This is a genomic window from Streptomyces sp. NPDC003038, from assembly GCF_040611115.1.
Lineage (GTDB): Bacteria > Actinomycetota > Actinomycetes > Streptomycetales > Streptomycetaceae > Streptomyces.
In genome coordinates this window covers 283,150-309,243 of sequence record NZ_JBEXNN010000002.1, presented here as the reverse complement: position 1 = coordinate 309,243, position 26,094 = coordinate 283,150, and the positions used below count along the sequence as shown (strand labels likewise).

25 protein-coding genes and 2 pseudogenes are annotated in these 26,094 nt (G+C 72.3%); 9 read left to right on the top strand and 18 right to left on the bottom strand.

The annotated features are described in order from the left end of the window. Nucleotides 1-187: 187 nt before the first annotated feature. The 4 genes from ABZX75_RS04120 to ABZX75_RS04105 all read right to left on the bottom strand — a co-directional run bounded on the left by ABZX75_RS04120 (nucleotide 188) and on the right by ABZX75_RS04105 (nucleotide 4,540). On the bottom strand, nucleotides 188-1,207 hold the full coding sequence (locus ABZX75_RS04120) for a hydroxyacid dehydrogenase (RefSeq protein WP_355407940.1): 1,020 nt from the start codon (nucleotides 1,205-1,207) through the stop codon (nucleotides 188-190). Nucleotides 1,208-1,209: 2 nt separating this feature from the next. After that, the gene (locus tag ABZX75_RS04115) at nucleotides 1,210-2,151 is read right to left on the bottom strand and encodes a carbohydrate ABC transporter permease (protein WP_355407579.1); all 942 of its coding nucleotides are present in this window, start codon (nucleotides 2,149-2,151) and stop codon (nucleotides 1,210-1,212) included. Continuing rightward, nucleotides 2,148-2,963 (bottom strand): sugar ABC transporter permease, encoded by an 816-nt coding sequence (locus ABZX75_RS04110; protein ID WP_355407938.1) that lies wholly within the window; start codon nucleotides 2,961-2,963, stop codon nucleotides 2,148-2,150. Before ABZX75_RS04110 ends, ABZX75_RS04115 begins: the two co-directional genes overlap by 4 nt. Nucleotides 2,964-3,214: 251 nt before the next feature. Then, entirely contained in the window at nucleotides 3,215-4,540 is a 1,326-nt protein-coding gene (locus ABZX75_RS04105; protein ID WP_355407577.1) for an extracellular solute-binding protein, read from the bottom strand. 345 nt (nucleotides 4,541-4,885) lie between these two features. On the opposite strand from ABZX75_RS04105, the gene ABZX75_RS04100 reads away from it, so the two are divergent. Then, entirely contained in the window at nucleotides 4,886-6,070 is a 1,185-nt protein-coding gene (locus tag ABZX75_RS04100) for a zinc-dependent alcohol dehydrogenase (RefSeq protein WP_355407575.1), read from the top strand. Between the two features lie 87 nt (nucleotides 6,071-6,157). Here the strand turns inward: ABZX75_RS04100 and ABZX75_RS04095 are convergent, their stop codons facing one another. The 4 genes and pseudogenes from ABZX75_RS04095 to ABZX75_RS04080 all read right to left on the bottom strand — a co-directional run bounded on the left by ABZX75_RS04095 (nucleotide 6,158) and on the right by ABZX75_RS04080 (nucleotide 9,407). Next, entirely contained in the window at nucleotides 6,158-7,195 is a 1,038-nt protein-coding gene (locus tag ABZX75_RS04095; RefSeq protein ID WP_355407573.1) for an NAD-dependent epimerase/dehydratase family protein, read from the bottom strand. Then, the gene (locus ABZX75_RS04090; RefSeq protein WP_355407571.1) at nucleotides 7,192-7,917 is read right to left on the bottom strand and encodes an HAD family hydrolase; all 726 of its coding nucleotides are present in this window, start codon (nucleotides 7,915-7,917) and stop codon (nucleotides 7,192-7,194) included. The genes ABZX75_RS04095 and ABZX75_RS04090 overlap by 4 nt, the downstream gene beginning before the upstream one ends. An 82-nt stretch (nucleotides 7,918-7,999) precedes the next feature. Then, nucleotides 8,000-8,119 (bottom strand): annotated as a pseudogene (locus ABZX75_RS04085) (plasmid stabilization protein); the annotation flags it as partial. Then, nucleotides 8,112-9,407, bottom strand: coding sequence for a cytochrome P450 (locus ABZX75_RS04080; RefSeq protein WP_355407569.1), 1,296 nt, complete (start codon nucleotides 9,405-9,407; stop codon nucleotides 8,112-8,114). The pseudogene ABZX75_RS04085 and the gene ABZX75_RS04080, both read right to left, overlap by 8 nt. A gap of 75 nt (nucleotides 9,408-9,482) precedes the next feature. Here ABZX75_RS04080 and ABZX75_RS04075 point away from each other — a divergent pair, with 75 nt between their 5' ends. From ABZX75_RS04075 to ABZX75_RS04050, 6 genes are all read left to right on the top strand, one after another. Further along, complete coding sequence (locus tag ABZX75_RS04075; RefSeq protein ID WP_355407567.1) at nucleotides 9,483-9,767, top strand: CDGSH iron-sulfur domain-containing protein; 285 nt, start codon at nucleotides 9,483-9,485, stop codon at nucleotides 9,765-9,767. 70 nt (nucleotides 9,768-9,837) lie between these two features. Continuing rightward, the gene (locus ABZX75_RS04070; protein WP_355407565.1) at nucleotides 9,838-10,461 is read left to right on the top strand and encodes a nucleotidyltransferase family protein; all 624 of its coding nucleotides are present in this window, start codon (nucleotides 9,838-9,840) and stop codon (nucleotides 10,459-10,461) included. Next, nucleotides 10,458-10,712 (top strand): BON domain-containing protein, encoded by a 255-nt coding sequence (locus tag ABZX75_RS04065; RefSeq protein ID WP_355407563.1) that lies wholly within the window; start codon nucleotides 10,458-10,460, stop codon nucleotides 10,710-10,712. The genes ABZX75_RS04070 and ABZX75_RS04065 overlap by 4 nt, the downstream gene beginning before the upstream one ends. Then, complete coding sequence (locus ABZX75_RS04060; RefSeq protein ID WP_355407561.1) at nucleotides 10,709-11,455, top strand: metallophosphoesterase; 747 nt, start codon at nucleotides 10,709-10,711, stop codon at nucleotides 11,453-11,455. Before ABZX75_RS04065 ends, ABZX75_RS04060 begins: the two co-directional genes overlap by 4 nt. A 94-nt stretch (nucleotides 11,456-11,549) precedes the next feature. Further along, nucleotides 11,550-11,720, top strand: coding sequence for a 50S ribosomal protein L32 (gene rpmF, locus ABZX75_RS04055; RefSeq protein WP_355407559.1), 171 nt, complete (start codon nucleotides 11,550-11,552; stop codon nucleotides 11,718-11,720). A 6-nt stretch (nucleotides 11,721-11,726) separates the two neighbouring features. Further along, nucleotides 11,727-12,893, top strand: a complete 1,167-nt coding sequence (locus ABZX75_RS04050) for a GTP-binding protein (RefSeq protein WP_355407557.1) — start codon at nucleotides 11,727-11,729, stop codon at nucleotides 12,891-12,893. 80 nt (nucleotides 12,894-12,973) lie between these two features. On the opposite strand, the pseudogene ABZX75_RS04045 reads toward ABZX75_RS04050, so the two are convergent. From ABZX75_RS04045 to ABZX75_RS04000, 10 genes and pseudogenes are all read right to left on the bottom strand, one after another. Continuing rightward, nucleotides 12,974-14,478, bottom strand: a pseudogene (locus ABZX75_RS04045) (ATP-binding cassette domain-containing protein). Beyond that, nucleotides 14,478-15,314 carry an ABC transporter permease subunit gene (locus ABZX75_RS04040; RefSeq protein ID WP_355407555.1) on the bottom strand — a complete coding sequence of 279 codons (837 nt, stop codon included), beginning with the start codon at nucleotides 15,312-15,314 and terminating at the stop codon, nucleotides 14,478-14,480. The pseudogene ABZX75_RS04045 and the gene ABZX75_RS04040 overlap by 1 nt, the downstream one beginning before the upstream one ends. Beyond that, the gene (locus ABZX75_RS04035; RefSeq protein ID WP_355407554.1) at nucleotides 15,311-16,258 is read right to left on the bottom strand and encodes an ABC transporter permease; all 948 of its coding nucleotides are present in this window, start codon (nucleotides 16,256-16,258) and stop codon (nucleotides 15,311-15,313) included. The genes ABZX75_RS04040 and ABZX75_RS04035 overlap by 4 nt, the downstream gene beginning before the upstream one ends. Further along, nucleotides 16,255-17,823: an ABC transporter substrate-binding protein gene (locus tag ABZX75_RS04030; RefSeq protein WP_355407553.1), complete on the bottom strand. Its 1,569-nt coding sequence runs from the start codon at nucleotides 17,821-17,823 to the stop codon at nucleotides 16,255-16,257. The genes ABZX75_RS04035 and ABZX75_RS04030 overlap by 4 nt, the downstream gene beginning before the upstream one ends. Further along, entirely contained in the window at nucleotides 17,820-18,635 is an 816-nt protein-coding gene (locus ABZX75_RS04025; protein WP_355407551.1) for a class I SAM-dependent methyltransferase, read from the bottom strand. The genes ABZX75_RS04030 and ABZX75_RS04025 overlap by 4 nt, the downstream gene beginning before the upstream one ends. Next, complete coding sequence (locus ABZX75_RS04020; RefSeq protein WP_355407549.1) at nucleotides 18,632-19,906, bottom strand: MFS transporter; 1,275 nt, start codon at nucleotides 19,904-19,906, stop codon at nucleotides 18,632-18,634. Before ABZX75_RS04020 ends, ABZX75_RS04025 begins: the two co-directional genes overlap by 4 nt. Further along, nucleotides 19,903-20,958, bottom strand: a complete 1,056-nt coding sequence (locus tag ABZX75_RS04015; protein ID WP_355407547.1) for an enolase C-terminal domain-like protein — start codon at nucleotides 20,956-20,958, stop codon at nucleotides 19,903-19,905. The genes ABZX75_RS04020 and ABZX75_RS04015 overlap by 4 nt, the downstream gene beginning before the upstream one ends. Then, the gene (locus ABZX75_RS04010; RefSeq protein WP_355407545.1) at nucleotides 20,955-22,124 is read right to left on the bottom strand and encodes a pyridoxal-phosphate dependent enzyme; all 1,170 of its coding nucleotides are present in this window, start codon (nucleotides 22,122-22,124) and stop codon (nucleotides 20,955-20,957) included. Before ABZX75_RS04010 ends, ABZX75_RS04015 begins: the two co-directional genes overlap by 4 nt. Beyond that, complete coding sequence (locus ABZX75_RS04005) at nucleotides 22,121-22,954, bottom strand: DUF364 domain-containing protein (protein ID WP_355407543.1); 834 nt, start codon at nucleotides 22,952-22,954, stop codon at nucleotides 22,121-22,123. The genes ABZX75_RS04010 and ABZX75_RS04005 overlap by 4 nt, the downstream gene beginning before the upstream one ends. Beyond that, nucleotides 22,951-24,222, bottom strand: a complete 1,272-nt coding sequence (locus ABZX75_RS04000; protein WP_355407541.1) for an ATP-grasp domain-containing protein — start codon at nucleotides 24,220-24,222, stop codon at nucleotides 22,951-22,953. The genes ABZX75_RS04005 and ABZX75_RS04000 overlap by 4 nt, the downstream gene beginning before the upstream one ends. A gap of 144 nt (nucleotides 24,223-24,366) precedes the next feature. Here ABZX75_RS04000 and ABZX75_RS03995 point away from each other — a divergent pair, with 144 nt between their 5' ends. Both ABZX75_RS03995 and ABZX75_RS03990 read left to right on the top strand, forming a co-directional pair. Then, nucleotides 24,367-25,017 (top strand): GNAT family N-acetyltransferase, encoded by a 651-nt coding sequence (locus ABZX75_RS03995; protein WP_355407539.1) that lies wholly within the window; start codon nucleotides 24,367-24,369, stop codon nucleotides 25,015-25,017. 117 nt (nucleotides 25,018-25,134) lie between these two features. After that, complete coding sequence (locus tag ABZX75_RS03990; RefSeq protein ID WP_355407537.1) at nucleotides 25,135-25,968, top strand: methyltransferase domain-containing protein; 834 nt, start codon at nucleotides 25,135-25,137, stop codon at nucleotides 25,966-25,968. The last annotated feature ends 126 nt before the right edge of the window (nucleotides 25,969-26,094 follow it).

Here is a 26,094-nt window from a genome sequence, read left to right as displayed (position 1 = left end):
AACTTACGTCAGTGTGCGGAGCAGTCGATTCCTGGGGCAGGTGTTCCCGGTGCCCCCGGCATCCCCGGCCGCCGCGCACCTGCTCGGTATGGGCGACTTCAGTACCCTTGGTCCGGTACCTGCACCTACCTGGTCGTACCTGCCCGTATGGACCCTCCATCGCCGCCAGGCCGAGGCGCGGCCCTCCTCAGGCGGAACGCGGCAGTTCGTCGGGGGCGACGCCATGGGCGAAGGGCAGCCCGTGGGCGTACCGCTCCACCTCGTCGATCGCCCAGTGCGCCATGCGGCCCAGTTCATTGCCGAGCGAGCCGGCGATGTGCGGGGTGAGGAGCACATTGGGCAGGGTGTACAGCGGTGACCCGGCCGGTGGCTCGTCCGGGTCGGTGACGTCGAGGACGGCGTGGATGCGGCCCGCCCTCAGTTCGGCGACGAGGGCGTCGGTGTCCCCCAGGGAGCCGCGGGCGGTGTTGATGAGGGTGGCCCCGTCCGGGAGGCGGGCGAGCAGCTCCCGGTCGAACATGTGGTGCGTCTCGGGCAGCTGGGGTGCGTGGATGGACACCACATGGCTGTGCGCGACGAGTTCGGCGAGCGGGAGCGGCCGGACCCCGAGGACCGCAGCCTGCGCCGGGCTCACGTACGGGTCGTACAGGAGGACTTCGAGGTCGAAGGGCCGCAGGAGTTCGATGACGCGGCGGCCGGTCCGGGAGGCGCCGACGATGCCCACGGTGCGCCGGTAGTTGCCGTATCCGGCGAAGTGGGGCAGGAGGTCGTACGCCGCCTGCTCGCGGCGGTAGAGCCGGGAGCTCTCCAGGACCCGTTTGTTGGCGAACAGGATCGCTGCGAGGGTGAACTCGGCGACGGGCAGGGCGTTGGCGACGGCCGCCGAGGAGACGGCGATGCCCCGCTCCCAGACGGCCGGGGTGACGTGGTGCTTGACGGAGCCGGCCGCGTGGACGACGGCTTTCAGCGCGGACAGACGGCGCAGCGCGTCCTCGTCCAGCAGCGGGGAACCCCAGTGGGTGAAGAGGACTTCGGTACGGGCGAGCAGCTCGGGGTCGGCGGCCCGGTAGTCGGTGACGACGAGCCCGGTGTCCGCGTCCGCGACGCGGGGCAGGCGCTCCAGGGCGGCCGTGTCGAGCAGGGCGCGGTGGATGGCGGTGCCCATCGCGAGGAGGGTGCGCGGGGCGTGCCGTACGGGGAGGGTCATGGTCACTTCACCGCACCCGCGGTCAGGCCCGAGCGCCAGAAGCGCTGGAGGCAGAGGAAGGCCACGGCGAGCGGCAGGATGGAGATCAGCGAGCCGGTGATGAGGAGGGCGTACTGATCGGGGTACTGGCTCAAGGTGGCGTTCCAGTTGAACAGGCTGAGCCCTACGGGGTAGAGCTCGTGGTCGTTGAGCATGACCAGCGGCAGGAAGAAGTTGTTCCAGCTGCTGGTGAAGGAGAAGAGGAAGACGGTGACGAAGGCGGGCCCCAGCATCGGCAGGGCGAGGGAGCCGAAGATGCGCAGTTCGCCGGCGCCGTCCATGCGGGCGGCCTCCAGCGTCTCGCCGGGGACGTAGCCCTCGGAGAAGATCCGGGAGAGGTAGACGCCGAAGGGGCTGACGAGGCCGGGGATCAGGACGGCCCAGTAGCTGTTGACGATGCCGGTCTCGGACGCGAGCAGGTACATGGGCAGGGAGATGACGGTGGCGGGGACCAGCAGGCCGAGCAGGACGAATCCGTAGAGCTTCTCTTTGCCCCGGAAGTCGTACTTGTCGAAGGCGTAGCCGGCGGCGAGGCTCAGCAGCGTCGCGCCGAGGGCGCCGAGGACCGAGTAGACGAAGCTGTTGAGCAGCCAGCGTCCGAAGATCCCCTCGTTGTAGGCGAAGAGGTGGGTGATGTTGGTGATCAGGTTGAAGTCGCCGAGAGTGAAGCCGGGTTTGCCGAACAGGTCGGTGTTGTTCTTGGTGGCGGCGAACAGCAGCCAGGTCAGCGGCATCAGCGTGTAGAGCGCGACCAGGGCGAGGATGCCGTTGACCGCGGCTTTCGAGGCGAGGATCCCGGCGCCGGTCCGGGTCCGCGGTGGACGCGCGCCCTTGCGGTGCGAGGAGCCCCCGGGGCCGCCTCGCTCGTCGGGCGTCGTGGTCTTGTCCACGGTGAGAGTGCTCATGCTTCTTTCCACCGGTTTCCGAGCCTGGTGACGACAAAGGAGAGCAGGGCGCCGAGCAGGGCCAGGATGAGCGAGGCCGCGGCGGCGATCCCGTAGTCGTGCTTGGAGAAGGCTGCCTGGTAGATGAACATCGTCGGAGACCACTCGGGCGACAGGGCGGTGGCGTCGTAGCGGAAGGTCTCCGGCTCGGTGAACAGCTGAATGGCACCGATGCAGGTGAAGAGGGTGGTGAGGACCACCGAGGAGCGGATCATCGGCAGCTTCACGGACAGCGCGGTGCGGATGCCGCCGGCGCCGTCGACGGTCGCGGCTTCGAGCGTCTCGCGCGGGATGGCCTGCAGGGCCGCGTAGAAGATCACCATGTTGTAGCCGATCCACTGCCAGGCGGTGGCGTTGGCCATGGAGAAGAGGATCGCGTCGTTGCCGAAGAAGTCGATCTCGGCTCCGGCCCAGGCGAGGAACTGGTGGACGGGGCTGAGACCGGGGGTGTAGAGGAACACCCAGATGACGGCGGCGATCAGGCCGGGCACCGCGTGCGGCAGGAATGCGGCGAGCTGGAAGAACCGCTTGGCGCGGGCCATGGCCGAGTCGATGAGGAGGGCGAGGGCGAGAGCCCCGCCGATCATGACGGGGATGTAGACGGCGCAGTACGCCGCGATGTGCAGGAAGCCGTCCTGCAGGGCGGGGGCGCTCAGCGCCCGCACGTAGTTGTCGATGCCGCTGAAGTAGGTCCGCGTACCGCCGAAGCCGAGACCGGAGGACTGCTCGCGGTAGAGGCTCAGGTAGGCCGCGTACCCGATGGGCACGACCATCACGGCGAGGAAGAGCAGGACGAACGGGCCCGCGAGCAGGGCCGCGGCGGCGCGTTGGCCCGGTCGGCCGCGCCGGTCGGGGCGTGGGGCCTTGGCACTGCTGCGGACGATCGGTGCTGCCACCGGGGGCACCTCCGGGGCCGAAGGAGGGATGAGGGCGGGGGACGGAGTCGGGGGCGGGGGGAGGGCGTCGGGGGGAGGAAGTCGAGGGGAGGGGGCCCGGTTGATGCTCACCGGACCCCGTCCGGGTTCTACTTGACCAGCTTCAGTCCGCGGTCGTTGATCAGCTTCTCCGCCGTGGCCTGCCCGGTGTCGAAGGCGGCGGCGAAGTCGCCGTCCTTAGCCTTGGCCAGGGCGGCTACGAGATCGACCGAGGTCGCGTTGTGGACCGGGCTCCAGACCCATCCGGTGGCGATGTTGGGGACCTGCGCGGAGGCGGCGGCGTAGATGTCCTGGCCGCCGTAGAACTTGGTGTCGAAGGAGGCCTTCGCGGTCTCGCGGAGCGCCTCGTCGGCGGGCAGGGCACTGGAGGTGCCCGGGCTCAGGCGCGCCTTGACGGCGTCCGGGCTCGTGGTGGCCCACTTGATGAACTCGGCTGCCGCCTCGGCCTTCTTGCTGTCCTTGATGACGGCGAAGGAGGAGCCGCCGACCATGCCCACTTTGCCGTCACCCCAGCCGGGAAGGGCGGCGGAGGCCCACAGGCCCTCCTGCTTCGCCTGCTCGGTCTTCAGGCTGCCCGCGCTCCAGGAGGCACCGAGGCGGGTGTAGACCTTGTTCTCGGAGGCGGCCTTGGTGGACTCCGGGCTCCAGGCCTTGTGGTTGAAGACCAGGTCGTTCTTGACCAGGTCGCCCCAGTACTCCGCGACCTTCCGGGTGGGGGCGTCGTTGATGCTCACCTTCCAGGCGTCGCCCTCGGTGCCGTACCACTTGGCGCCGGCCTGCTGGGCCAGGCCCGCCCACGTCGCCGCCTCGTCGCTCCAGAAGGACGTGATGCGCGCCTCGGGGTCGGCCTTCTTGATCTCTTCGGCGGCGGTTCTGAACTCCGCCCAGGTGGTGGGCACGGCGATCTTGTGCTGCTCGAAGAGGTCCTTGCGGTAGTAGAGCATCTGCGGTGCCACGTCGAAGGGCGCCGCCCACTGCTTGCCGCCGAGGGTGACGAGCGCCTGCACCTGCTCCGGCTGCTTCTTGACGGTGGCGCCCAGCAGCTTGGAGGAGTCGGCGAGCAGGCCCTGGGTGACGAGGTCGGGGACCGCCTGGTACTCGATGTTCATGACGTCGGGAGCGTTGCCCGCCTTGACGGCGGCGGCGAGTTTGTCGTATCCGCCGGCCAGGCCCGCGGGCACCTCGGCGAACTTGACCTTGATGTTCGCGTGGGTCGCGTTGAAGGCCTCGGCCGTCTGCTTGGTGCCGGGCATCCACGACCAGTAGGTGATCTCCACCGGCCGGCCGGCGCTGCCGGCGGCCCCGGCCCTGCCCGAGTCGTCGCTGTCGCCGGCGCCGCAGGCGGTGGCCAGAAGCCCAAGGGCGGTGAGGGAGGCGGCAGCGGCTATGCGGAACGAACGTGAAGTGCGCGACATGGCACGGCTCCTACGGGACCTCGTACGGAAGGAGTGGGTGAACGAGGACCATCGTTTGTCCGAAACCGATCACAGTCAAGGGCGAACGCACATAACAATCGAAACGATCACTCTTTACGATCACAATGCCTAGGTTATGCCAACTGCACGCCCCCCCTCCACGCGCTCTCGGCGTCGACGACACCCCTCCAGCGGTACGGACACCACTCCTACGTCGGCGCCTTTCGATCGATCCGCTCAATACGATCGATCACGGCGCCGGACGCCGGGTTTCGCCGCGCATGGTCCGGGACCCGGCGGGCAGGCGCAGTCCGTCCCCTCGCAAGCCGTTGTGGAGGCAAGACCATGCGCGCATTGACCTGGCAGGGCACGCGGGACGTCCGCGTGGAAAGCGTCCCGGATCCTCGGATCGAGGACCCCACGGACATCGTCGTCAAGGTGACGTCCAGCGGAATCTGCGGCTCTGATCTGCACCTTTACATGGTCATGGGCCCCTTCCTGGATCCCGGCGACATCCTGGGCCACGAGGCCATGGGGATCGTGGAGGAGGTCGGCCCGGACGTCACCGCGCTGAAGCCCGGCGACCGGGTCGTCATCCCGTTCAACGTCTCCTGCGGGCACTGCTTCATGTGCGACCAGGGACTGCACTCCCAGTGCGAGACCACCCAGGTCCGTGAACACGGGAAGGGCGCCGCCCTCTTCGGCTACACCAAGCTGTACGGGCAGGTGCCGGGCGGGCAGGCCGAGTACCTACGGGTGCCCTTCGGCGACACCTTGCCCATCAAGGTGCCGAGCGGACCGCCGGACGAGCGCTTCGTCTACCTCTCGGACGTCCTGCCGACGGCCTGGCAGGCCGTCGAGTACGCGGGCATCCCGCCCGACGGTTCCCTCACGGTGCTGGGCCTCGGGCCGATCGGGCTGATGTCCGCGCGCATCGCGCTGCACCGGGGTGCCCGGCTGGTGATCGGAATCGACCTGGTGGCGGCTCGCCTTGAGCGGGCGGCCTCGTACGGCGTCCACACGCTGGATCTCACCGAGCGCGGCAAGGGACTGGCCGAGGCGGTCCGGGACCTGACCGACGGCCGGGGCACGGACTCCGTGATCGACGCGGTGGGCATGGAAGCCCACGGTTCGCCGCTGGCCGCGGCGACGCAGCGCATCACCGGCATGCTGCCGGATCCCCTTGCGCGGGCGCTGATGGAGCGGGCGGGAGTCGACCGGCTGCAGGCCCTGCACACCGCGATCGACCTGGTGCGGCGGGGCGGGACGGTCTCCCTGTCCGGCGTGTACGGCGGGGCGGCGGATCCGATGCCCATGCTCACGATGTTCGACAAGCAGATCCAGCTGCGGATGGGTCAGGCCAATGTCCGAGCCTGGGTGGACGACATCCTTCCGCTGCTCGACGCGTCCGATCCGCTGGGTGTGGAGGGCTTTGCCACGCACACGATGCCGCTCGAGGACGCTCCGAAGGCCTACGCCATGTTCCAGGCCAAGGAGGACGGCATGATCAAGACGCTGCTCAAGCCGTGAGCCGTAAGCCGTAGGAAGCCGGAAGGACCTGCACACCGCCCGTACGGGTCGGGCGGTGTGCAGGCGGCGTGTCAGGCGGCGTGCGTGTCAGGCGGCGAGGGGCGCGGTGTCCAGGCCCGCCCCCTCGCGCAGGCCGGCGAGGAACTCCTCGAAGGCCTCGACGGAGGTGCGGCGGGGCTCCCATCCCAGTTCCTCGCGGGCCCGGGAGCAGTCCAGCATCGGCAGGCGCAGTACGGCATCGAAGAGGTCGGGGGACGCGGGCACCACCCGGAGCCGCCAGGCGGCGGCGAGGGCCGTGCGTACCGCGGCGGTGGGCACCGGCAGGCGCCGCGCGTCGAAGATGCCGGCCAGGGCGTGCGCGTCCAGGGGCGGTTCGGCGGCCAGGTTGAAGGCGCCGCGCACGGGAAGGGCGACCGCCCGGAGGTAGGCGGCGGCCGCGTCGTCGGTGTGCAGGGCCTGGAACCGCAAGCCCTGGAGGTCGGGCACGAGGGGGATCAGCCCGGGCCGGACCAGGCGGCCGGGGACCAGCCGCCCGGCGAAGATCCGGCGCTGCTCGGAGGCGGACTCGCGCTTGAAGAGGAAGGCGGGGCGCATCCGCACCACCCGGATGCCGGGATGCGCCGGCTCGTAGGCGTCGAGAACCCGTTCGAGGTAGGCCTTCTCCCGGCAGTACGCGGCCTGCGGCCAGCCGTGAGTGGGCCAGGACTCGTCCACCGCGCGGTCCTTGGGCCCGGGTGAATACGCGCCGACGGAGGAGGCGTGGACGAGTACGGGGACGTTCGCCTCGGCCACGGCCTCGAAGACGCGGATGCTGCCGAGGACGTTCGTCCGCCAGGTCTGCGCGGGGTCATGGGTCGGCTGGAACTTCCAGGCCAGGTGGACCACGGCGTCGGCCCCGGTGAAGAGCGGCGCGAGGTCGGGCCCGCCCGGCTCGATGTCCACGGCTTCCCACCGGGTCTTCGGCGGGCGCCAGCGCGGGATCCTGCGGGCCAGCCCGAGGACGGAAACCACGGCGGGGTCCTCGGCGAAGGCCCGCACCACGCTGGTGCCGACGTTTCCGGTGGCGCCGACGATCACGACCCGGGGGCCTTCGCCGCCCGGCGCGGCGGATGAGTTCGGTGTCATGCGTCTGTGTCCCTTCCGGTCCGTGCCGCGGGGTCCGCGCTCGGCGGAGTGCCGGCGGACGGGCCGTCGGCGAACGGGCTGCGGTCGAGGTTTTCGAGCAGGTCGGCGGGGTGCCGGTACACGGCGCGGGCCCCCGCTTCTTCGAGGTCTCCCTGCGGGATGCCGCCGCAGAGCAGGCCCACGCAGGTGACCTCCGCCCGGGCGCCGGCCTTCATGTCCCACACGGAGTCGCCGACGAATACGGCGGTGTGCGGGGGCGCGTCCACGAGGTCCAGGGCATGGTGGAGCGGGTCGGGCGCCGGCTTTCCCTGGTCGACGTCGTCGGAGCTCGCGGTCGCCGCGATGGCGTCGTCGGCGCCGATCGCCTTCCTCAGGGCCTCCAGTTCCGTGCTGGCGGCGGAGGTGACGAGTACGACCCGCCACCCGCGCCGGTCCAGCTCGCGCAGCAGCTCGGCGGCGGAGCGGAAGCCGGGCAGCCGGTCGAAGTACGTGCCGTAGAGGGTGTCGTGCGCGGCGCTGAGCGTGTCGTCCTCGCCCGTGTCGCGGTCCTCGCCGAGCAGGTGCGCGATCAGGTCTTCTCCCGGGAGGCCGATCGCACGGTGGATGTCGTGCATCGGGACGTGGTGGCCGGCCTGCCGGAGCGCCTCCCACCAGCACGTGACGTGCAGGTGGTTGGTGTCGGCGAGGGTTCCGTCGACGTCGAAGAGCGCGGCGCGGTTCATGCGCGTCCTCCTCCGTTGCGTCCCCCTCGGTTGCGTCCCCCTCGGTCGCGTCCTCGCTCCGGACGCCCGGCCCCGTCGTGGTTCATGTGCCGAGCTCGCTCTTGAGCTCGGACGTGTTCCTGGACCAGCGGCCGTGCAAGTTCCGGCGCTTGGCCTCCTCGTAGCGCTGCTCGTACGTCGGCTCCTGCGGTCTGCTACCGGAACCGAGAGGCATGCTGACTCCTTGACTGGTGTGCGGGTGTCATGACGAAGCCGCTGCGCGGCCGGGTGGGGACGCGGCTCAGCGGTATCTCCAGGTCCTGTTCGGGCACGGCCATGTCGAGGTGGGCCAGCCCGGTGCTGAGCGCCGCCAGGACACTGATCGCGATGTCCTCTCCCGGACAGCGGTGGCCGCTGCGGGCGTCACCGCCGCCCTGCGGGATGAGTTCGTCGCCGTCGGGCTCGCGGCCGACGAACCGCCGGGGGTCGAAGCGCGCGGGCTGCGGCCAGAGCGCGGGGTCGCGGTGCTGCCCGTAGACGTCGAGCAGCACGAGGGTGCCCTCGGGGATCCTGTCGCCGTGGAAGTCCAGGTCGCGGGCGGCGAGGCCCCCGACGAAGGGCGCGAAGGGGTAGAAGCGGCGGACCTCGTGGGCGAAGGCCCGGGCGTAGGTGCCGTCATCGTCGCGCAGCGGTCCGCGGTGCGCGGGTTCGCGGTGGAGCGCGTGTGCGGCGAACGCGGCGAACCAGGCCAGGGCGACCGTGGGCCGGATGATGTTGAGCAGTTCGACGGCCGCGCTGCGGGAGTCGAGCAGCCTGCCGTCGCGGTCCCGGTGCCAGGCCACCGTCTCCAGCGCCGAGCGGGAGGATCCGCCGGCCGAGAAGGGGGCGTAGGCGCCGCCGGGAGGGGCGCCTTCCGCGCGTACGTCGTCCACGATGCGGGAGAGGGCCCTCTCCTGGCGCCGGCGGGCGCGGCGGGCCTTCCAGTGGCGCGGGCCGGGGGTCGCGAAGCCGTCGACCATGGCCACGCAGTCCCGGGCCGTCTGCCGGACCTCCTCGTCGGAGAGCCGGAGGCCCACCCAGTCGCAGACGGACTCGGCGAGGATCGTGCTCACCTCGTCGAAGAGCACCACCTCGTGCCCGTTCCACTCCTGGGCGGCGGCGCGCCAGGCCGTCGACACGCGGTCGACCAGCGCGGCGACGCCGTTGTCGGACATCAGGAGGGAGACGAACATGTCCTTGCGGACGCGATGCGTCTCCCCGTCCAGGGTGTGTACGGCGCCCCGTCCGAAGAGGGTGTCGAGGACCGGTCCGGGCAGCGCGCCGTGCCGCAGCACATGGCGCTCGTCGTAGAAGAACTCGACGGCCTCCGGGCCGTGCAGGAGTACGGTCCGCCTGCCCATCAGCCGGGTCCGCACCGGGCCCGGTCCCTCGCTGCGGCGGCGCAGGCCGGGGGCCCAGGCATAGCCGCGGGCGAGCAGGGAGGCGGTGGCGTCGATCACGGGAAAGGGCATGCGCGGCGCCTACCCGTTTGGGCCATCCGCACGCATGCGGGGTTTCGCCAGCGCCACAGCGGTTACTCGCTTCCCATGACCTCAAGGGGATCGGCAGAAGTGCCGCCGGAGCACGACAAGCTCTCGACGGCCGCGGGGCGCGCCGTACGGGAGCCGGAGCCGGGCGGTCCCGAGCTGGTGGAGGGCCCGGTGGAACGGGCCCGGCGGGACGGCTCGATCGCGTACTCCGACCGGCCCGTGGTCGCACTGTGCACCTGCCGGCGCAGCCGGATCTTTCCGTGGTGCGACACCAGTCACCGCACCCGTGTCCGCGGCCGGTCCGGGGACTGTCCTCCGGGGACGCCCCCGGCCGACGAGTGATGGACGAGTGATACCAGTGAGGCACTCCGTGATCAGTCAACCTGTCAATGCGTCGGGGGGTGGGGTGAATGTGCCGGAAAGCCTGAGCCCGCCGGTGGTGGCCGACGGCCAGCTGCCGAAGGACCACACCCAGGCGATCCTGGAGGCCACCAAGCGCGTGGCCGCGCTGCTGAAGCAGTCCGGGCAGCCCTTCGCCCTCGCCGGCAGCGTGGCCGCGTTCGCCCACGGCGTGCCGGCCACTTTCCAGCACGACACCGACTTCTGCGTCCGGCCGGAGGACGCGGACTCGGTGATCGCGGCCCTGGAGGCGGGCGGCATCGCGATGCGCCGGGCGCCGGAGGACTGGCTGGTCAAGGGCCGGTCCGGAGGCGAGGAGATCGACTTGATCTTCGAGCTGGCCCGGCGTCCGGTGTCGGCCGAGCTGCTGGAGCGGGCGACCGTGAAGGCCGTGGACTCGGTGTGGATGCCGGTGCTGGCGCCCACCGATCTCATGGACAGCCGTCTTGCCGCCCTCTGCGAGCACTACTGCGACTTCGGCGACCTGTTGCCCATGGCGCGGATGCTGCGCGAACAGATCGACTGGGAACGGCTGGACCGGGTGCACCGCGCGGCTCCCCTGGCGGACGCCTTCTTCTACCTCCTCGAACGGCTCCACGTCATCGAGCGCCGGGTGCGGACGGAGGAGACTTCATGACCTCCACGGAGATCATCGACTACCGCATCCAGCACCTGCGGGACCGCCTGGCCCGGGAGGACATCGCCGAGCTCGGCGTACGGATCGAGATCCGCGGCGGCCGCGCCCTGCTCTGGGGCAGCGTCTCCACCGCGGAGTGCCGGTCCGCCGTCCTGCGGCTCGCGGCGGAGGAGCTGGCGGGCGTGCCCTGGCACGACGACCTCACCGTGAACTGCCCGGACCCGCCCGCTCATCCCGAGGAGTTGTCGTGATCCGCATCGCCGCCGTCGGGGACATCCATCTCGGTCCGGGGAGCGAGGGTCTGCTGCGGCCCGCCTTCGACACCCTGGGGGATTGCTCGGACCTGCTGCTGCTGGCGGGGGACCTGACCCGGCACGGCACCCCGGAGGAGGCGCGGGTGGTGGCCGGTGAGGTGGCCGGGCTGCCCGTGCCGGTGGTCGCCGTACTCGGAAATCACGACTACCAGAGCGACCAGGAGACGGAGGTCATCCGGGAGCTGACCAAGGGGGGCGTGCACGTACTGGAGGGCGACGGGGTCGTCCTCGACATCGACGGTACGAGGGTCGGCGTCGCGGGGACCAAGGGGTTCTGCGGAGGTTTCGTCGGGCGCAGTGCCAGCGAGTTCGGCGAGCCGGAGATGAAGGCGTTCGTCCGGTACACCCGAAACTGCGCCGAGGGCCTCGGCCGGGCGCTGCGCGAGCTGCGCGAAGAAGGCTCGGATCTGCGGATCGCCCTCACCCACTTCTCGCCGGTGGCGGACACGCTGGCGGGCGAGCCCCCGGAGATCTATCCGTTCCTCGGGAGCTACCTCCTCGCGGAGGCGATGGACGAGGCGGGAGCGGATCTCGCCGTCCACGGCCACGCGCACATGGGGACGGAGCACGGGATGACGGCGGGCGGGGTGCGGGTGCGCAACGTGGCGATGCCGGTCATCGACCGGGCCTTCGCCGTCTACCACCTCTCCCCGAACGGGTCGGCGCACAGCACGCACTGATCACCGGCCGCACCCCTCAGGGCAGTTTTGATAATGGGATCCGTTTTCATATAGAGTCGGAACGACGCCTGCCGACCCTACCCAGGAGATCCCCATGGCCGTTCCCAAGCGGAAGATGTCCCGCAGCAACACCCGCCACCGCAGGGCCCAGTGGAAGGCGACCACCCCGCGGCTGGTCCCCATCACGGTCGACGGATCGGTGTACCAGGTCCCGCAGCGCCTGGTGAAGGCCTACCAGCGGGGCCTGCTCCGCCCCGAAGGCTGAGCCGGGATGAGCGATCCCACGTACGCCCGGCTGCCGGTGACCGTCCTGTCGGGCTTCCTCGGGGCGGGCAAGACCACACTGCTCAACCACATCCTCGGCAATCGCGAGGGCCTGCGGGTCGCGGTCATCGTCAACGACATGAGCGAGGTCAACATCGACGCCGCGCTCGTCCGCGGTGGCGAGGCGGCCCTGTCCCGCACCGAGGAGCGTCTCGTCGAGATGACGAACGGGTGCATCTGCTGCACCCTGCGCGACGACCTGCTGGAGGAGGTCGACCGGCTGGCCCGCGAGGGGCGCTTCGACCATCTCCTCATCGAGTCCAGCGGCATCTCGGAGCCCATGCCGGTGGCCGCCACCTTCTCCTTCCCGCGCGACGACGGCGCCACCCTCGGTGATCTGGCCCGCCTCGACACGATGGTCACCGTCGTGGACGCCGCGGGCTTCCTGCCGGAACTCGCGGGCGGCGACGAACTCGTCTCGCGCGGCCTCGACCAGTACGAGGACGACGAGCGCACCGTCAGCGACCTGCTGATGGACCAGATCGAATTCGCGGACGTCATCGTCCTCAACAAGACCGATCTGGTGGCGCCGGACGAGGTCGCGCGGCTGCGCGCCACGCTCACCCGGCTCAACCCCGAGGCCCGGATCGTACCCGCCGTCCGCGGGCGGGTGGCCCTCGACCAGGTGCTGAACACCGGGCTGTTCGACGTCGAACGGGCGCAGCAGGCCCCCGGCTGGGTCAAAGAGCTCAACGGCGACCACGTCCCCGAGACGGAGGAGTACGGCATCTCCTCGCTGGTGTTCCGCTCCGCGCGCCCCTTCCACCCCGGCCGGCTCTGGACCTTCGTCACCAAGGGCCTCGACAGCGGCACCTTCGGGCGGATCCTGCGTTCCAAGGGCTTCTTCTGGCTGGCCAGCCGCCCCCGTGTGACCGGCCTGTGGTCGCAGGCGGGCGCGGTGGCCCGGTTCGAGCCGTCCGGGGCCCGCGGTCCCGACTCCGACCAGGGCCAGGAGCTGGTCTTCATCGGCACCGGGCTGCGTGCGGACGCGCTGCGCGCCGCCCTCGACGCGTGCCTGCTCGTCCCGGGCGAGTCCGTACCCGCACACGACGAGTTCCCGGAATGGGAGACCTACGGGATCGACGACGCCTGCGCGCACGAACAGGCGGCGTGAGCGGCGATCGGCGTGACGGCGCGGACGGCGTGAGCGACGGTTTCGGCCCGGTCCCCTCGGGGGGCCGGGCCGAAACCGTCTCATGCCCCGGCCGTACGGGACAGCCCCCGCCCCGCCGCGTGCGCGGCCTGGAGCAGGCTCCTGGTGACGGGGTGCCCCGGCGCGGCGATCAACCGCTCGCAAGGCCCCTCCTCCACGACGCCTCCCGCGTCCAGCACGGCGATACGGTCGGCCAGCGCGGCCGCCGCCGCCAAGTCGTGGGTGATGAACACCAGGGCCAGTTCGGTGCGGTCCCGCAGCCCCGCGAGGAGGTCCAGGATGGCGCGCCGGGTGGCCGGGTCGAGTCCGGAGGTGATCTCGTCGCAGACGAGGACCCGCGGCCGGGCCAGCAGCGTCCGCGCCAGCGCGGCCCGCTGGAGTTCGCCGCCGGAGAGGGCGCCGGGGCGGCGCCCGGCCGTGCTCGCGCTCAGGCCCAGCGCCTCCATGGTCCGCACGGCTTCCTCGCGCGCGTCGTCGGGGCCGGCGCCACGCAGCCGGACGGCCGTGCGGGCGACCTGGTCGAGGACCGGCCGGTGTTCGGCGAAGGCCGCCTTCGGATCCTGGAACACGTACTGCACGGCGGCCAGTTGTGCGCGACTGCGCGCCCGCAGGCTGCCCGGCAGGGGGACGCCGTCCAACAGGACGCGCCCGGTGTACCGCGTGTGCAACCCCGCCAGGCACCGTCCCAGGGTGGTCTTGCCGCTGCCGGAGCGGCGACCAGCGCGAGGCACTCCCCCGCGGCGACCGAGATGGCGATGTCGCTCAGCACCTCGACGCTGCCCCGTGCCGTGCGGTGCCCTGCGGTCAGGGCCCGCGTCTCCAACCGGACGGGCCCGCGCGGGCCTGGTGCCCGCGGCGGCGGTGCCACCCGCTCGGACGCGCCGCCGAGGACCGATTCCGCCGGGCCCCGGTCCACGACGCGGCCCGCGTTCATCACGACGACCTCGTCGGCCAACTGCCGTACGACATCGGTGTCGTGACTGAGCAGGATGACGGCGATGCCCTGCCGGGCGAGGGCGGCCAACTCCGTCACGATGCCCTGCTTGGTGAGCGCGTCCTGCCCTGTCGTGGGCTCGTCGGCGACGATGGCGCGGGCGCCGAACAGCAGCGCCTGCGCCAGCACCACCCGCTGCTGCTGGCCGCCGGAGAGCTGGTGGGGGAATCTGCGAAGGACGTCCGCCGGGTCCGGGAGCTGAGCCAGGCGCAGCGCCTGGTGCATCCGCTCCCGGACGTCCCGCCGGCCGCCGCCCCCGCGTACGGCGATGTCGCGCAGCAGGGCGCCGACGCGCCGGGCGGGGTTGAGCACGGCCGCGGGGTGCTGGGGTACGTACCCGACGCCGCCCGGCGGCGTACGCACCGTGCCTTCGATGTGGCCGCCCGCCGGATATTCGCCCAGCAGCGCCAGACCCGTGGTGGTCTTGCCGCTGCCGGAGGGGCCGATGACGGCGGTGACCCGGCCCGCGTGGGCCTGGAGGCTCACGCCGTCGACGACGGCCCGCCCCCCGATCTCCACCCGCAGCCCCCGTACTTCCACGACGGCGCTCATCACACCATTCCTTTCCGGCGGCCGCGCCTTCGCAGAGCTCCGTCGTGCGGAGGTCCGTCTTGCAGCGCCGCGTCGAACAGCAGGTTGACACCCATCGACAGCGCCGCGATGAGCAGGGCGGGCACCACCACGGCCCAGGGCTGCAGGAAGAGACCCGTGCGGTTGCGGTCGACCATCACCGCCCAGTCGGCGGCGTCCGGTTGCACCCCGACACCGAGGAACGCGGCCGTGGCCACGAGGTAGAGGGCGCCCGTCAGCCGGATTCCGGCGTCCGCGGCGAGGGTGCGCCGCATGGATCGGGCGACGTAGCCGACGGCCGTGCGCCACCACGATTCGCCCTGCATCCGCAGGGCCTCGACGGCCGGCCGGGAGGAGACCTCGACCGCCGCCGCGTACACGACGCGCGCCGCGTCGGGTACGGCGGCCAGGCCGACCAGAGCCGTCAGTCCCACCGGACCGGGTGTGAACGTCGCCGCGACGAGCAGGACCAGGAGCAGCGAGGGCACGGCGATCAGCACGTCCAGCGGCCGCATCAGGCTCTCCTCCAGCCAGGTCCGGTGGGTGAGGGCGGCGGCGAGCCCGACCGGGAGGGCGACGAGGTAGGCGAGCAGGGTCGCGCCGAGTGCCACGAGCACGACCGGTCTGCCGCCGAGCAGGACCTGCCGCCAGACGTCGCGGCCGGTGAAGTCCGTCCCGAGCCAGTGGTCCTGGCCGGTGGCGAAGGAGACGGATCGCGGTCCGGGCGGCCCGGCGATCACGGGTCCGAGGAGGGCGAGCAGGAGCGGTACGGCGACGACGGCGACGCCGAGGACGTAGCGCGGAGCGGGAGGCCTCATGCCGCCACCTCCGAGCGCGGTGCGAAGCGGCGGGCGACGAGGTCGGCGGCCAGGTTGGCCAGGACGGTGACGACTCCGAAGACGACCGCCATGCCCTGGACGACCGGTACGTCCCGGGCGGCGACGGCCTCGATGAGTACGGTACCCAGGCCCGGGATGACGAACAGCGCCTCCACGACGATCACTCCGCTCAGCAGCCAGTCGCAGGTGCGGGCCAGCTGCTGGGTGGCGGGCGCCAGTGCGTTGGGCAGGGCGTGGGTCCAGCGGACGCGGGCGCCGGACAGGCCGTAGCGGCCGGCCTGGGCGACGTACGGGGAGGCCATCGCCTCGATCATGCCGGCCCGCACCAGGCGGCTCAGGGTGCACACCGGCCGGGCCGTCAGCACCAGGACGGGAAGGATCAGCACGGCGGGTTCGACGGTGGGGTCGGCGCCGACGGCGGTCGCCGGCAGCCAGCCCAGGCGCAGTGCGAACAGTGCGGCCAGCAGCACGCCGAGGGCGAATTCCGGTACGGCGTGCAGGGCCAGGGTCAGGGCGCTGACGGTCCGGTCCACGAGGCCGCCCTCGCGGCGCGCGGCGAGGACGCCGAGGCCCACGGAGAGCGGGATCAGCAGGGCGAGCGTGGCGGCCGCGAGGAGCAGGGTGGAGCCGAGGCCCCCGGTCAGATAGCCGGTCACGGGCCGTCCCGTGACCAGGGAGGTGCCGAGGTCGCCGCGCAGCATGCCGCCCACCCACTCCAGGAGCCGTTCGGCGGCGGGCCGGTCCAGCCGCATGGCTTCGCGGATCCGGGCGATGCGCTCGGGGTCGGGCTGGTCCCCGGCGAGCGCGACCGCCGCGTCGCCGGGCAGTGCCTCGGTGAGTACGAAGATCAGCAGGACGACGGCCGCCGTCTGCCCCAGGCCGAGGAGCAGGCGGCGGCCGATCCAGGGAAGGCCCCCCGTCACGCGAGCCAGATCTTGTCGAAGCGCGCCCAGTCGAGCGTGTTGGCGGGAGCCTTGGCGGACACCCCGCGCACCGTGGGTGCGGTGGCGACGATCCAGTCGGCGAAGCCCCAGATCAGGAAGCCTCCTTCGTCGTGCAGCCGGCGCTGCATCCGCTCGTAGAGGGCGGCGCGTTCCTTCTCGTCCCCGGTGGACTGGGCCTGCTGGTACAGGTCGTCGAAGTCCTTGTGCTGCCACTTGGTGGCGTTGGTGGTGGAGCCGGTGAGCAGCCGTTGGGAGACGTGGGACTCGATGGGCATGGCGCCGGAGCGGTAGGAGGCGAAGGTTCCGGAGGACAGGATGTCCTTCCAGTACGTCTCCTTGTTCCCGACCCTGACCTCGACGGTGACGCCGGCCTTGGCGGCCTGGTCCTTGAAGATTCCGGCGGCCTCGATGAAGCCGGTGGCGGCGGGCGCGGTGTCGAGGGTGACCTTGAGCCCTTCGGCGCCGGCCTCCTTCAGCAGGGCCCGGGCCCGGTCGAGGTCCTGGGTGCGCTGCGGCAGGCCGGAGGCGTAGTACTGGCAGCCCTTGCCGAAGAGGTCGTTGCCGATCTCGCCCGCTCCGGAGAGCGCGCCGTCGAGGAGTTCCTTGCGGTCGGCGATGAGGAAGAACGCCTGGCGGACCCTCTTGTCGTCGAAGGGCGGCCGGTCGGTCTTCATGACGAAGCCCTGCATGGCGCTGCCCGGCAGGCGTACGACGTCGATCCGGCCCTTGCCCTCGTGGGCGCGGGCGGTGGCCGGGTTGAGTTCGTGGGCGTATTCGACCTGGCCGCCGAGCAGGGCGCTGACGCGAGCGGATTCCTCGGTGGCGATGACGAATTCGAGCTCTTCGAGGTGGGGTGCGCCTTCCCAGTACGCGGGGTTGCGCTTGACCAGGAGGCTGCTGCCGGGCTTGAAGGAGACGAAGGTGAAGGGGCCGGATCCGACGGGCCGGTCGAAGGCAGTGGCGTCCTTGGGGACGATGTACGCGCCGAAGGCCGCGAGGGTGTTGGGGAATTCGGCGTAGGGCCGCTTGAGCCTGAACTCGACGGTGGAGGCGTCCACGGCGCGGCTCGCGGCGAGGTCGATGGGCTCCAGCGAGGCCTTGGCGCGGAAGGTGCCCTTCGGGTCGGCGATCCTGCGGTAGCTGTAGAGGACGTCCTCGGCCGTGACGGGCCGGCCGTCGTGGAAGGCGGCCTGGCGCAGGGTGATCTGCCAGGTGTCGAGGGTCGCGTTGGGCGTCCAGCGGGCGGCGAGGCGGGGTACGGGGGCGAGGTCGGCGCCGAAGTCGGCGAGCTTGTCGAAGAGGGCCTTGGCGCGGGCGGCGTCGACGAACAGGTTGGCCGCGTGCGGGTCGAGGGTTTCGCCGGCGCCGCCGCCCGCGAAGGCGGCGCGCAGGCGACCGCCGGGCTTGGGGGTGGCTGCCGCGCCGTTCTTCGCGTCGGTGGCGGGGGTTCCCGTGGTGCCGCAGCCGGCGGCGAGGGTGAGCGCGGTGGCGCTGCCGGCGATGATGAAGCCTCTCCGGGCCGGGCCCGTGTGCCGGTCGTTCATGAGGTGCTGTCTCCGTTGCTGTGAGGGGGCTTCAGGCGGGCCATGAGGTGGAGCCGGTCGGAGCTCACGGTGGGGTGCGGCGGGTCGCCTTCGCTCCAGGGCGGTTCGGTCCGGGGGCCGGGCCCGTCGTAGAGCGCCAGCACTTCGAAGCCGGCTGTGGTGAGGAAGTGCCGGAGCTCCTGGGGAAAGAGCAGGCGCCAGGCGGAGTGCTGCTCCACCGGGGGCGAGCCGTCGTCGGCGGTCCAGTGGCGGCGTCGGCGCAGGAGCTGCGCGCCGTGGTCGACGTAGAGCGTGGTGTCGGAGGTGTACGTGACCCCGCGCCAGGTGACGTGGGCGGTGCGCGGGCCGTCGAGCAGTTCGGTGTTGCCGAGGAAGAAGGCGCCGTTGCGCATTTCGGCGACGAGCAGGCCGCCCGGGGACAGGTGGGAGCGGCAGCGGGCCAGGAAGGCGGTGAGGTCGTCGTTGGTGTGGCAGTAGAGCAGGGCGCTGTCCAGGCAGACGACGGCGTCGAAGCGGGCTGCTCCGAGGTCGAAGTCGCGCATGTCCGCGCGGTGGTAGGCGGGTCCGGGGTGGTGGCCGCGGGCGTGCGCCAGCATGGCCGGGGAGGTGTCGATGCCGGTGACCTCGCGGCCCGCCCGCTGGTGCAGCCAGGCGGCGTCCCGGCCCGTGCCGCAGCCGACGTCGAGGACGCGGGGGCCCGCGCCGTGGTGGGCCAGCACGTCCTCGGCCCAGCGCGCGGCGCGGTGGTCCGGGTCGGGGAAGCGCTGTTCGTACAGTTCGGGATGGTCGGTGAGCAGGTTGCCGGTGGTCATCGGGTCTCGCTTCTCGGGCTGGTGCCGGCAGGGGAGGTCGCGGGGTCCTGGCCGGGGTCGGCGGGCAGGGCCCGTCTTCGGTGCAGCCGGGCGACGGCCGCCGCCGAGGTCAGGCCGAGGGCGACGCAGCAGGCGAAGGGCAGCCAGGCCAGGCCGGTGTGCCCGGCGGTGTCCATGGCCCAGCCGACCGCCGCGCTGCCGACGGCGGCCGCGATGCCGGACACGGCGTAGAAGAGGCCGTAGTAGGTGCCGGTCAGGCCGGCCCGGCCGAAGGCGGGTATCAGCTCCATCACGAACGGCTGCGCGATCATCACGCCGAGGTGGAGCAGGAGCGTGCCGGCCAGGACCAGGAGCAGGTGCGCCGGGTGCGGGGCCGAGATTCCGGAGACGAGCATCGGCGGGACGAAGCCCAGGCCCATGACGGCCAGGCCGGTGGCGATCCAGCGGGCGCGGCTGCCCGCTGCCTTGAGCCGGCGGGTGATGCGGAGCTGGAAGAGGAGGTTGGCGACGGTTCCGCCGAGGAACAGCAGGCCGATCGAGCCGTCCCAGCCGGAGGCCCGCACGGCCGCGTGCGGCAGCAGCAGGTACAGCTGGTTCTCCAGACCGTACATGCCGATCATGGCGAGGGAGAAGGCCACGAACCCCCGGCTGCGCACGGCCTCACGCCAGTCGGCCAGGACGCAGGTCTGCGGGGCCGGCATCTTGCGAGCGGGCAGCACCAGGAGCTGCGCGAGGGTGAGGACGGCGAAGACGGCCGCGGAGGTGACGGCGGCGGCCCGGAAGTCCACGAGGAGCAGCAGGCTTCCGAGCAGAGGGCCGAGCAGGGCCCCGGTGGTGGCGAAGACGTTGAACAGCGCGAAGGCCTCGGCCTTGCGGTCTCCGGCCTCCTGGGCGACGTACGTCCGTACGGCGGGGTTGAAGAGGGCGCCCGCCAGCCCGCTGAGTATGGACGCGGCGAGCAGCAGCGGCAGGGCGTCGCCGAGCGCGAACAGGGCGAAGCCCACCGTCCGCAGGGCGCAGCCCGCGATGATCACCCCGCGGGCGCCGAGCCGGTCGGCGGCCGAGCCGCCCAGGAGGAACAGCCCCTGCTGGCTGAGGTTGCGCACGCCCAGGACCACTCCGACGACGGCCGCGGAGAGCCCGAGGTCGTCGGACAGGTGGGTGGCGAGGTACGGGATGAGCAGGTAGAAGCCGGTGTTGACGCCGAGCTGGTTGACGAGGAGGAGCCGTACGGCGAGCGGGAAGCTCCGTACGGCGGCGAGCGTCTTCACCGTGCGGCCTCCGGGTGGGCGCGGGTGACGCCGAGTCCGGCTCGGTTCGGGGCGCGTACGGTCCCGTCGGCGCCGCCGATGCCCGTCCACGGGTCGTCGGCGAGCAGCAGGTGCCCGTCGAGGTCCACCCAGCGGGCCCGGTCGGCGAGGTGCACGGCGGGGGCGATGCCCAGGGAGCTGGCGGTGAGACAGCCGAGCATGAGCTCGGTGCCGCTGCCGCGCAGGGCTTCGTGGATGCGCAGGGCGGCCCGCACCCCGCCGCACTTGGCGAGTTTGACGTTGACGCCGTGGACCCGGCCGGCGAGCGCCACGGCGTCCTCGTACGAGACGGCGTCCTCGTCCGCGATGACGGGTAGCGGTGACTCCTTCGCCACCCGGGCGAGTGCGTCGGGGCGGCCCGGCGCGATGGGCTGTTCCACGGCGGCGACGCCGAGGGCGGCGAAGCGCGGCAGCAGGTCGAGGGCCTGGCGTTCGGTCCACGCGCCGTTCGGGTCCAGCAGCAGGCCGGCCTCGGGCGCTCCGGTGCGTACGGCTTCCACGCGGGCGAGGTCCTCCGCCGGATCGGGCGATCCCGCCTTGACCTTGAGGACGGTGAAGCCGCTCATCGCGAGGCGGGCGGCCTGCGCCGCGGCCGGTACGGGGGCGATGATGCCGATCGTACGAGCGGTCGCGGCGGCCGGAGCGGCGTGCGTGCCCAGCAGCCGGTGGGCGGGTTCGCCGGCCCGCTTGCCGACCAGGTCCAGCAGGGCGGCTTCGAGCGCGGCGAGGACTCCGGCGGGCAGCCCGTCCCATGCCTCGTCCTCGTCGCCCGTCTCAGCCCAGGCGGTCTCGGGGTCGGGGAAGCGCTCGGTTCGCGTGCGGGACGCCTCCAGGTGCTTGACGATGCCGGTGGTGGGCAGCCCGAGGTAGGCGCTGCTGACGGCTTCGCCCCAGCCGCGCAGTCCGCCGTGTTCGATCGCGACCCAGACGGCGTCGCGGCGCGACATCACCGAGCGGGAGATGCGCAGCGGTTCGGCCAGTTCCAGGTCGGCGGTGTGCCACGTGAGTTTCATACCGCGCCTCCGCGGGTCGGCGTGGGCAGCGACGGGCGGCCGGTCGCGGGCAGCGGAGCGCGGGCCGGCGCCGGCAACGGCGCGCGGGTGGGCGCCACGGGGTCGATCACGGTCCGGCAGCGGACCCAGCCGGCCGCCTCGACCGCCCGGGGGTGCGGGATCTCCAGGGGGCGGACGGCGAGCACGCCCGTGTCCAGGCCGTGGGCGTGGCAGAAGTCGTCGTCGTAGACGGTGCCGAGGTAGCGGTGGGGTCCGTCCGGGAAGACGGTCGCCACGACCGCGCCGGGCTCGACTCGGGCCGCCCAGGCGGAGACCAGGGCGACGGCTCCGGTGCTCCAGCCGCCGCTGACGAAGTTGGAGCGGGCGAGTCTGCGGCAGGCGTCGACCGCCTCGGCGGGTCCCACCCAGTGCACTTCGTCGAAGGCCTCGTGGACGACGTTGTCCGGATGGATGCTGCTGCCGAGGCCGCGCATCAGCCGGGGGCGGGCGGGTTGTCCGAAGATGGCCGAGCCGACGGAGTCGACACCGATCACCTTCAGCCGGGGCCAGCGCCGGCGCAGCGGGCCGGCCAGTCCGCCGCTGTGGCCGCCGGTGCCGACGCTGCAGACCAGGACGTCTAAGTGGTCGAGCTGGTCCGTCAGTTCGGTGGCGAGTGCGAGGTATCCGGCCGCGTTGTCGGGGTTGTTGTACTGGTCGGGCCAGTAGGCGTGCGGCATGCGGCGCAGGACCTCGCGCAGCCGGGCGATCCGGGCCGCCTGCCAGCCGCCTTCCGCCGCGGGCCGGTCGACGAGCTCCAGCTCGGCGCCGTACGCGCGCAGGAGCTGCCGCATGGACGGTTCGAGTTCGGTGTCGCCGACGAGGACGACGGGATGGCCGAGGGCCTGGCCGGCGAAGGCGAGCCCTACTCCCAGCGTGCCGGAGGTCGACTCGACCACCGGGGCGCCGGGGAGCAGTTCGCCGCGCGAGCGGGCGCCGCTCAGCATGGAGACGGCGGCGCGGGCCTTCATTCCGCCGGCGCCCAGGCATTCCAGCTTCGCCCAGAAGCCGGGCTGCCGGTGCGGGAGATCGGTGCGGATCCTGGCGAGCGGGGTGCGGCCGACCAGCGGCAGCAGATCGGGATTGGCGGCCGCGGCCGCGGGGCGGGGCAGGATCGGGGCGACGGTCACCGGGCGCCTCCGTAGCGGTGGACGACGCCCGGGCCGCCGTCGAGCCAGAAGAAGGGGTACGGCTCGGCGGACACGGCGCTGACGCCGGCTCCGAGGAAGCGCGGCAGGACGGCGCTGCCCGTCTGGGCGAACATCACCAGCGGCTTGCCGGTGGTGGCGGCGTGGTCGAGCAGTGCCTGGAAGGTGCCGTTGCCGAGCGTCATGCCCGAGGCGAGGATCGCGTCGCAGTGCTCCAGCTCCGAGGCGGCGTCCGTCAGGACGGGCTCTCCCCATTCCGTGGCGCCGCCCTTGAGGTCGCAGGGGGCGTACGGGGTCCCGCGCTCGCGCAGCTGTTCCAGCAGGGAGTTGACGACGCCGACGACGAGGACCCGGCGCAGGCCGGTCGCCGGAAGGAGGTCGGCCACGGCGCGGGCGCGGGCGCGGGAGCGGTGCAGCGAACTGCCGGCCGGGATCGCGTACGGGCGGGCCCCGTGGTCGGGGGTGTGCGGGCGGACGTGCATCAGGTAGGCGTCGAGCGCGGCGATCCGCACGGGGAGCAGCGGGTGGTCGAGCAGGTCGGCGACGGTGGCGCCCACGCACTCGTCGAGCGAGGCGGCGGGCAGGGCGCCCGGTTCCACCGCGCAGGATCCGACGGCCGCGGCCAGCCGTAGGCTGAGCACCTCGTTGCGGTAGCCGCCGGAGCGGCCTTCGTGCCGTACGGCCTGGGCGGTGGTGAAGGCGAGCGCCAGCCGCTCCCGGGCGGGGTCGGGGCCGTAGAACCCGGCGCGCACCCGGTCCAGGAGGTCGTCGACGGTCCGAACGGACGGTTCGTGGAGGGTGGGGACGGTCATGCGCCCACCGCCGCGGGCAGCTCGTAGCGGGGCCGCAGGCCGGCGATCAGCCGCTCGGCCGCCCGCCGCGCGCCGCCGCCTTCGGTGTCGGCGGTCATGACGTGGCCCAGGTACTCGTTGTTGCTGGTCGCGGGCCGTACGGTACGGCCCGGTTCGGCCAGGGTGAGCTCCATGACGCCGGGCCCGCTCCGTGCCTCGTCGGCGCCGTCGATGCCGGTCAGGGTGCCGGCGGCTTCGGGCAGCAGGAAGGCGATGGCCGCGCTGCGCACCCCGGTGGGGCGGACGGTGAGGTCCGGTGTGCGGCCGAGCGCGACGTCCACGCAGACGGCCGCGAGGTCGATGCCGGTGACGTGACGGACCAGCTCGGTGATGCGGTTGCCCGCCGGGCGGGGGTTGACCTCGATCAGGCGGGGACCGGTGGGGGTCAGCTTGATCTCGGTGTGGCAGACGACCTGGTCCAGGCCGAGGGCCTTGACGGCTCGTACGGCGCTGTCGGCGGCCTCCCGCACCCGTGCCGGCCCGATGTCCGCCGGGAACATGTGGCCGGTCTCGATGAAGGCGGGCGCCCCGCCGATGCTCTTGTCCGTGACGCCGACGACGTGCGTGGCGCCACCGAAGGAGACGGTCTCGACGCTGACCTCGGGGCCGGTGAGGAGTTCTTCGAGGAGGAAGACCGGGGTCCGGTCCTGTCCCCGGGCGTTGACCGGGAACTCGGTCAGGGCCCGGCAGGCGAGGTCCAGTTCCCGTTCGTCGTGGACCTGGCGGACCAGCATCCCCGCGCACAGGTCCACGGGCTTGACGACCAGCGGGTAGCCGATCTCCCGGGCGGCGGACAGGGCCTGTGCGGTGTCCGAGCAGACCGCGAAACGCGGCCCGTCCACCCCGGCCTCGGCCAGCACCCGGCGGGTCAGATCCTTGCGGCAGGCGCTTTCGACCGCTTCGGCGGCGGGGCCGGGCAGCCCCAGCCGCTCGGCGGTGCGCGCCACCGCGGGCAGGTAGTAGTCGCAGGAGGAGACCACCGCGTCGAAGGCGAACACGGCGTGCAGCCGTTCGGCCAACGGCAGCAGCGCGTCCATGTCGTTGGTGTCCGCGGTGATGATGTTGCGCGCCGCGAGCAGCGGGTGCGGCCCGTCGGCCGGGGCGGAGCGCAGGTAGTGGTGCAGGTCCCGGGTGAGGAAGCTGAACTCGTGTCCGCTCTCGCGGATCGCCCTGGGCAGGAGCCTGCTCATCGACCCCACCCAGCTTTCGATAACCAGCAGATGTCCCACGGGACTTCCTCTCAGACCGCCGTCACAGCTCTGGGTACGCCTGCGGTACGGGCGCCTGCCAGGAGGCGCCCCTACCGGACCGAGAGGACGCTATCTGAAATCGTTTTCATTTCCAATACGTCAATTTTCCGATACGGTGGAGCGATGAGGGATCTGAAGCCGCATCAGGCGCCGCAGCGTCGGGCGCCCCGGCACCGGGACGTAGGGACGTACGAGGTACGGCACGCCGGACCGGAGGACGTACACGGCGCGCGCAGCGTCATGCTCGACACCTTCTACCGGGAGTTCGACTACGGATACGTGCCCGAGTGGCACTCCGACGTGGTCGACATCCGCGCCACTTACCTCGACGACCCGCGCCACACCCTGGTGGTGGCGGTCGGCGAGGACGGCGAGGTGGTGGGCACGACCGCGCTGCACTCCCGCGGCCCGGCCCACCCGCCGCACCCGAGGTGGCTCGCCGAGCGCTACCCGTCCGGACGTACGGCCCAACTGCTGCGCGTGTACGTACGCCCCGCCCACCGCAGGCACGGGCTGGCCCGCGCCATGGTGAGGGCGGCCTGCGAGTTCGCGGCGGGCGTCCCCGGCTACGAGAGCATCTACCTGCACACCAATGTCGACATCCCGGGCGCCGAGGCGTTCTGGCGCAGCCTGGCCGTCGAGGTCTGCGATGCCCGTACGACCGGTGAGCACGGCGGCTTCGGGACGGTCCACTTCGAGATCCCGCTCCCGCAGCGCCCCGCGGGCGGGCACCCGGCGGACCCGGCGATGATGCGGGAGCCGGTCTCCTCGTAGCCGCCCGATCGAGCGGCGACAGGCCGGCGGCGGGCGCGGCGGCCCCGACGGGCCGGTGTCGCGAAACCTCCTTATGCTCGGAGAAGGGGCTGCTCCGACCCATGGAGGGCGGCTGTCATGACGGAGGCGAGCGACGCGGAGGCCACGGCCGACCGCGCCCTGAAGGCCAAGCACCGCGCGATGTGGGCACTGGGCGACTATCCGTCCGTGGCCTCCCACGTCATCCCGGAGCTGGGGCCCCTCCTCGTACAGGAGTGCGGCGTACAGCGCGGCGACCGGGTGCTCGACATCGGCGCCGGCGCCGGCAACGCCGCCGTTCCGGCCGCCCTGGCCGGGGCCGACGTCGTGGCGTCCGACCTCACGCCGGAGTTGCTGGAGGTCGGGCGGCAGCGGGCCGCGGTCCGCGGCGTCGAGCTGGAGTGGCGGGAGGCGGACGCCGAGGCGCTGCCCTTCGCGGACGGAGAGTTCGACGTCGTGATGTCCTGCGTCGGCATCATGTTCGCGCCGCACCATCAGGCCGCCGCCGACGAATTGCTCCGGGTCTGCCGCGCCGGCGGCACGATCGGCCTGATCAACTGGACTCCGGAGGGCTTCGTGGGCCGGATGTTCGCCACGATGAAGCCCTACGCTCCCCCACCCCCGCCCGGCGCCCTCCCGCCCCCGCTGTGGGGGGACGAGGAACACGTCCACGAGCTCCTCGGCGACGGCGTCACCGACGTGGAGGCCCGTCGCCGGACGGTCCGGGTGGACCGGTTCCAGGAGCCTTCGGCCTTCCGTGAGTTCTTCAAGGCCTGCTACGGCCCGACGATCGCCGTCTACCGCCACATCGCGGACGACCCCGACCGCGTCGCCGCCCTCGACCGCGACCTCGACGCCCTCGCCCGGGACCACACCGAGAACGGCGCCATGGAGTGGGAGTACCTGCTCCTCACGGCCCACCGACGGAGCTGAGCGCACCACGCCCCGCGACGCCGAGGCGACGGCGATGAACGGCGATGAACGGCAACCCGTGCAACCGATGCAACCCGCGGCGGGCGGGACGACTTTCGGACAGCTTTTGACCTGCGCATGACATTT

Excerpts from the sequence above, each read along its gene's own strand:
- ABZX75_RS04120 (WP_355407940.1), bottom strand. The coding sequence starts at position 1,207 with ATGACCCTCCCCGTACGGCACGCCCCGCGCACCCTCCTCGCGATGGGC.
- ABZX75_RS04115 (WP_355407579.1), bottom strand. The coding sequence starts at position 2,151 with ATGAGCACTCTCACCGTGGACAAGACCACGACGCCCGACGAGCGAGGC.
- ABZX75_RS04110 (WP_355407938.1), bottom strand. The coding sequence starts at position 2,963 with ATGGTCGTGCCCATCGGGTACGCGGCCTACCTGAGCCTCTACCGCGAG.
- ABZX75_RS04105 (WP_355407577.1), bottom strand. The coding sequence starts at position 4,540 with ATGTCGCGCACTTCACGTTCGTTCCGCATAGCCGCTGCCGCCTCCCTC.
- ABZX75_RS04100 (WP_355407575.1), top strand. The coding sequence starts at position 4,886 with ATGCGCGCATTGACCTGGCAGGGCACGCGGGACGTCCGCGTGGAAAGC.
- ABZX75_RS04095 (WP_355407573.1), bottom strand. The coding sequence starts at position 7,195 with ATGACACCGAACTCATCCGCCGCGCCGGGCGGCGAAGGCCCCCGGGTC.
- ABZX75_RS04090 (WP_355407571.1), bottom strand. The coding sequence starts at position 7,917 with ATGAACCGCGCCGCGCTCTTCGACGTCGACGGAACCCTCGCCGACACC.
- ABZX75_RS04080 (WP_355407569.1), bottom strand. The coding sequence starts at position 9,407 with ATGCCCTTTCCCGTGATCGACGCCACCGCCTCCCTGCTCGCCCGCGGC.
- ABZX75_RS04075 (WP_355407567.1), top strand. The coding sequence starts at position 9,483 with ATGACCTCAAGGGGATCGGCAGAAGTGCCGCCGGAGCACGACAAGCTC.
- ABZX75_RS04065 (WP_355407563.1), top strand. The coding sequence starts at position 10,458 with ATGACCTCCACGGAGATCATCGACTACCGCATCCAGCACCTGCGGGAC.
- rpmF (WP_355407559.1), top strand. The coding sequence starts at position 11,550 with ATGGCCGTTCCCAAGCGGAAGATGTCCCGCAGCAACACCCGCCACCGC.
- ABZX75_RS04050 (WP_355407557.1), top strand. The coding sequence starts at position 11,727 with ATGAGCGATCCCACGTACGCCCGGCTGCCGGTGACCGTCCTGTCGGGC.
- ABZX75_RS04040 (WP_355407555.1), bottom strand. The coding sequence starts at position 15,314 with ATGAGGCCTCCCGCTCCGCGCTACGTCCTCGGCGTCGCCGTCGTCGCC.
- ABZX75_RS04030 (WP_355407553.1), bottom strand. The coding sequence starts at position 17,823 with ATGAACGACCGGCACACGGGCCCGGCCCGGAGAGGCTTCATCATCGCC.
- ABZX75_RS04025 (WP_355407551.1), bottom strand. The coding sequence starts at position 18,635 with ATGACCACCGGCAACCTGCTCACCGACCATCCCGAACTGTACGAACAG.
- ABZX75_RS04015 (WP_355407547.1), bottom strand. The coding sequence starts at position 20,958 with ATGAAACTCACGTGGCACACCGCCGACCTGGAACTGGCCGAACCGCTG.
- ABZX75_RS04005 (WP_355407543.1), bottom strand. The coding sequence starts at position 22,954 with ATGACCGTCCCCACCCTCCACGAACCGTCCGTTCGGACCGTCGACGAC.
- ABZX75_RS03995 (WP_355407539.1), top strand. The coding sequence starts at position 24,367 with ATGAGGGATCTGAAGCCGCATCAGGCGCCGCAGCGTCGGGCGCCCCGG.
- ABZX75_RS03990 (WP_355407537.1), top strand. The coding sequence starts at position 25,135 with ATGACGGAGGCGAGCGACGCGGAGGCCACGGCCGACCGCGCCCTGAAG.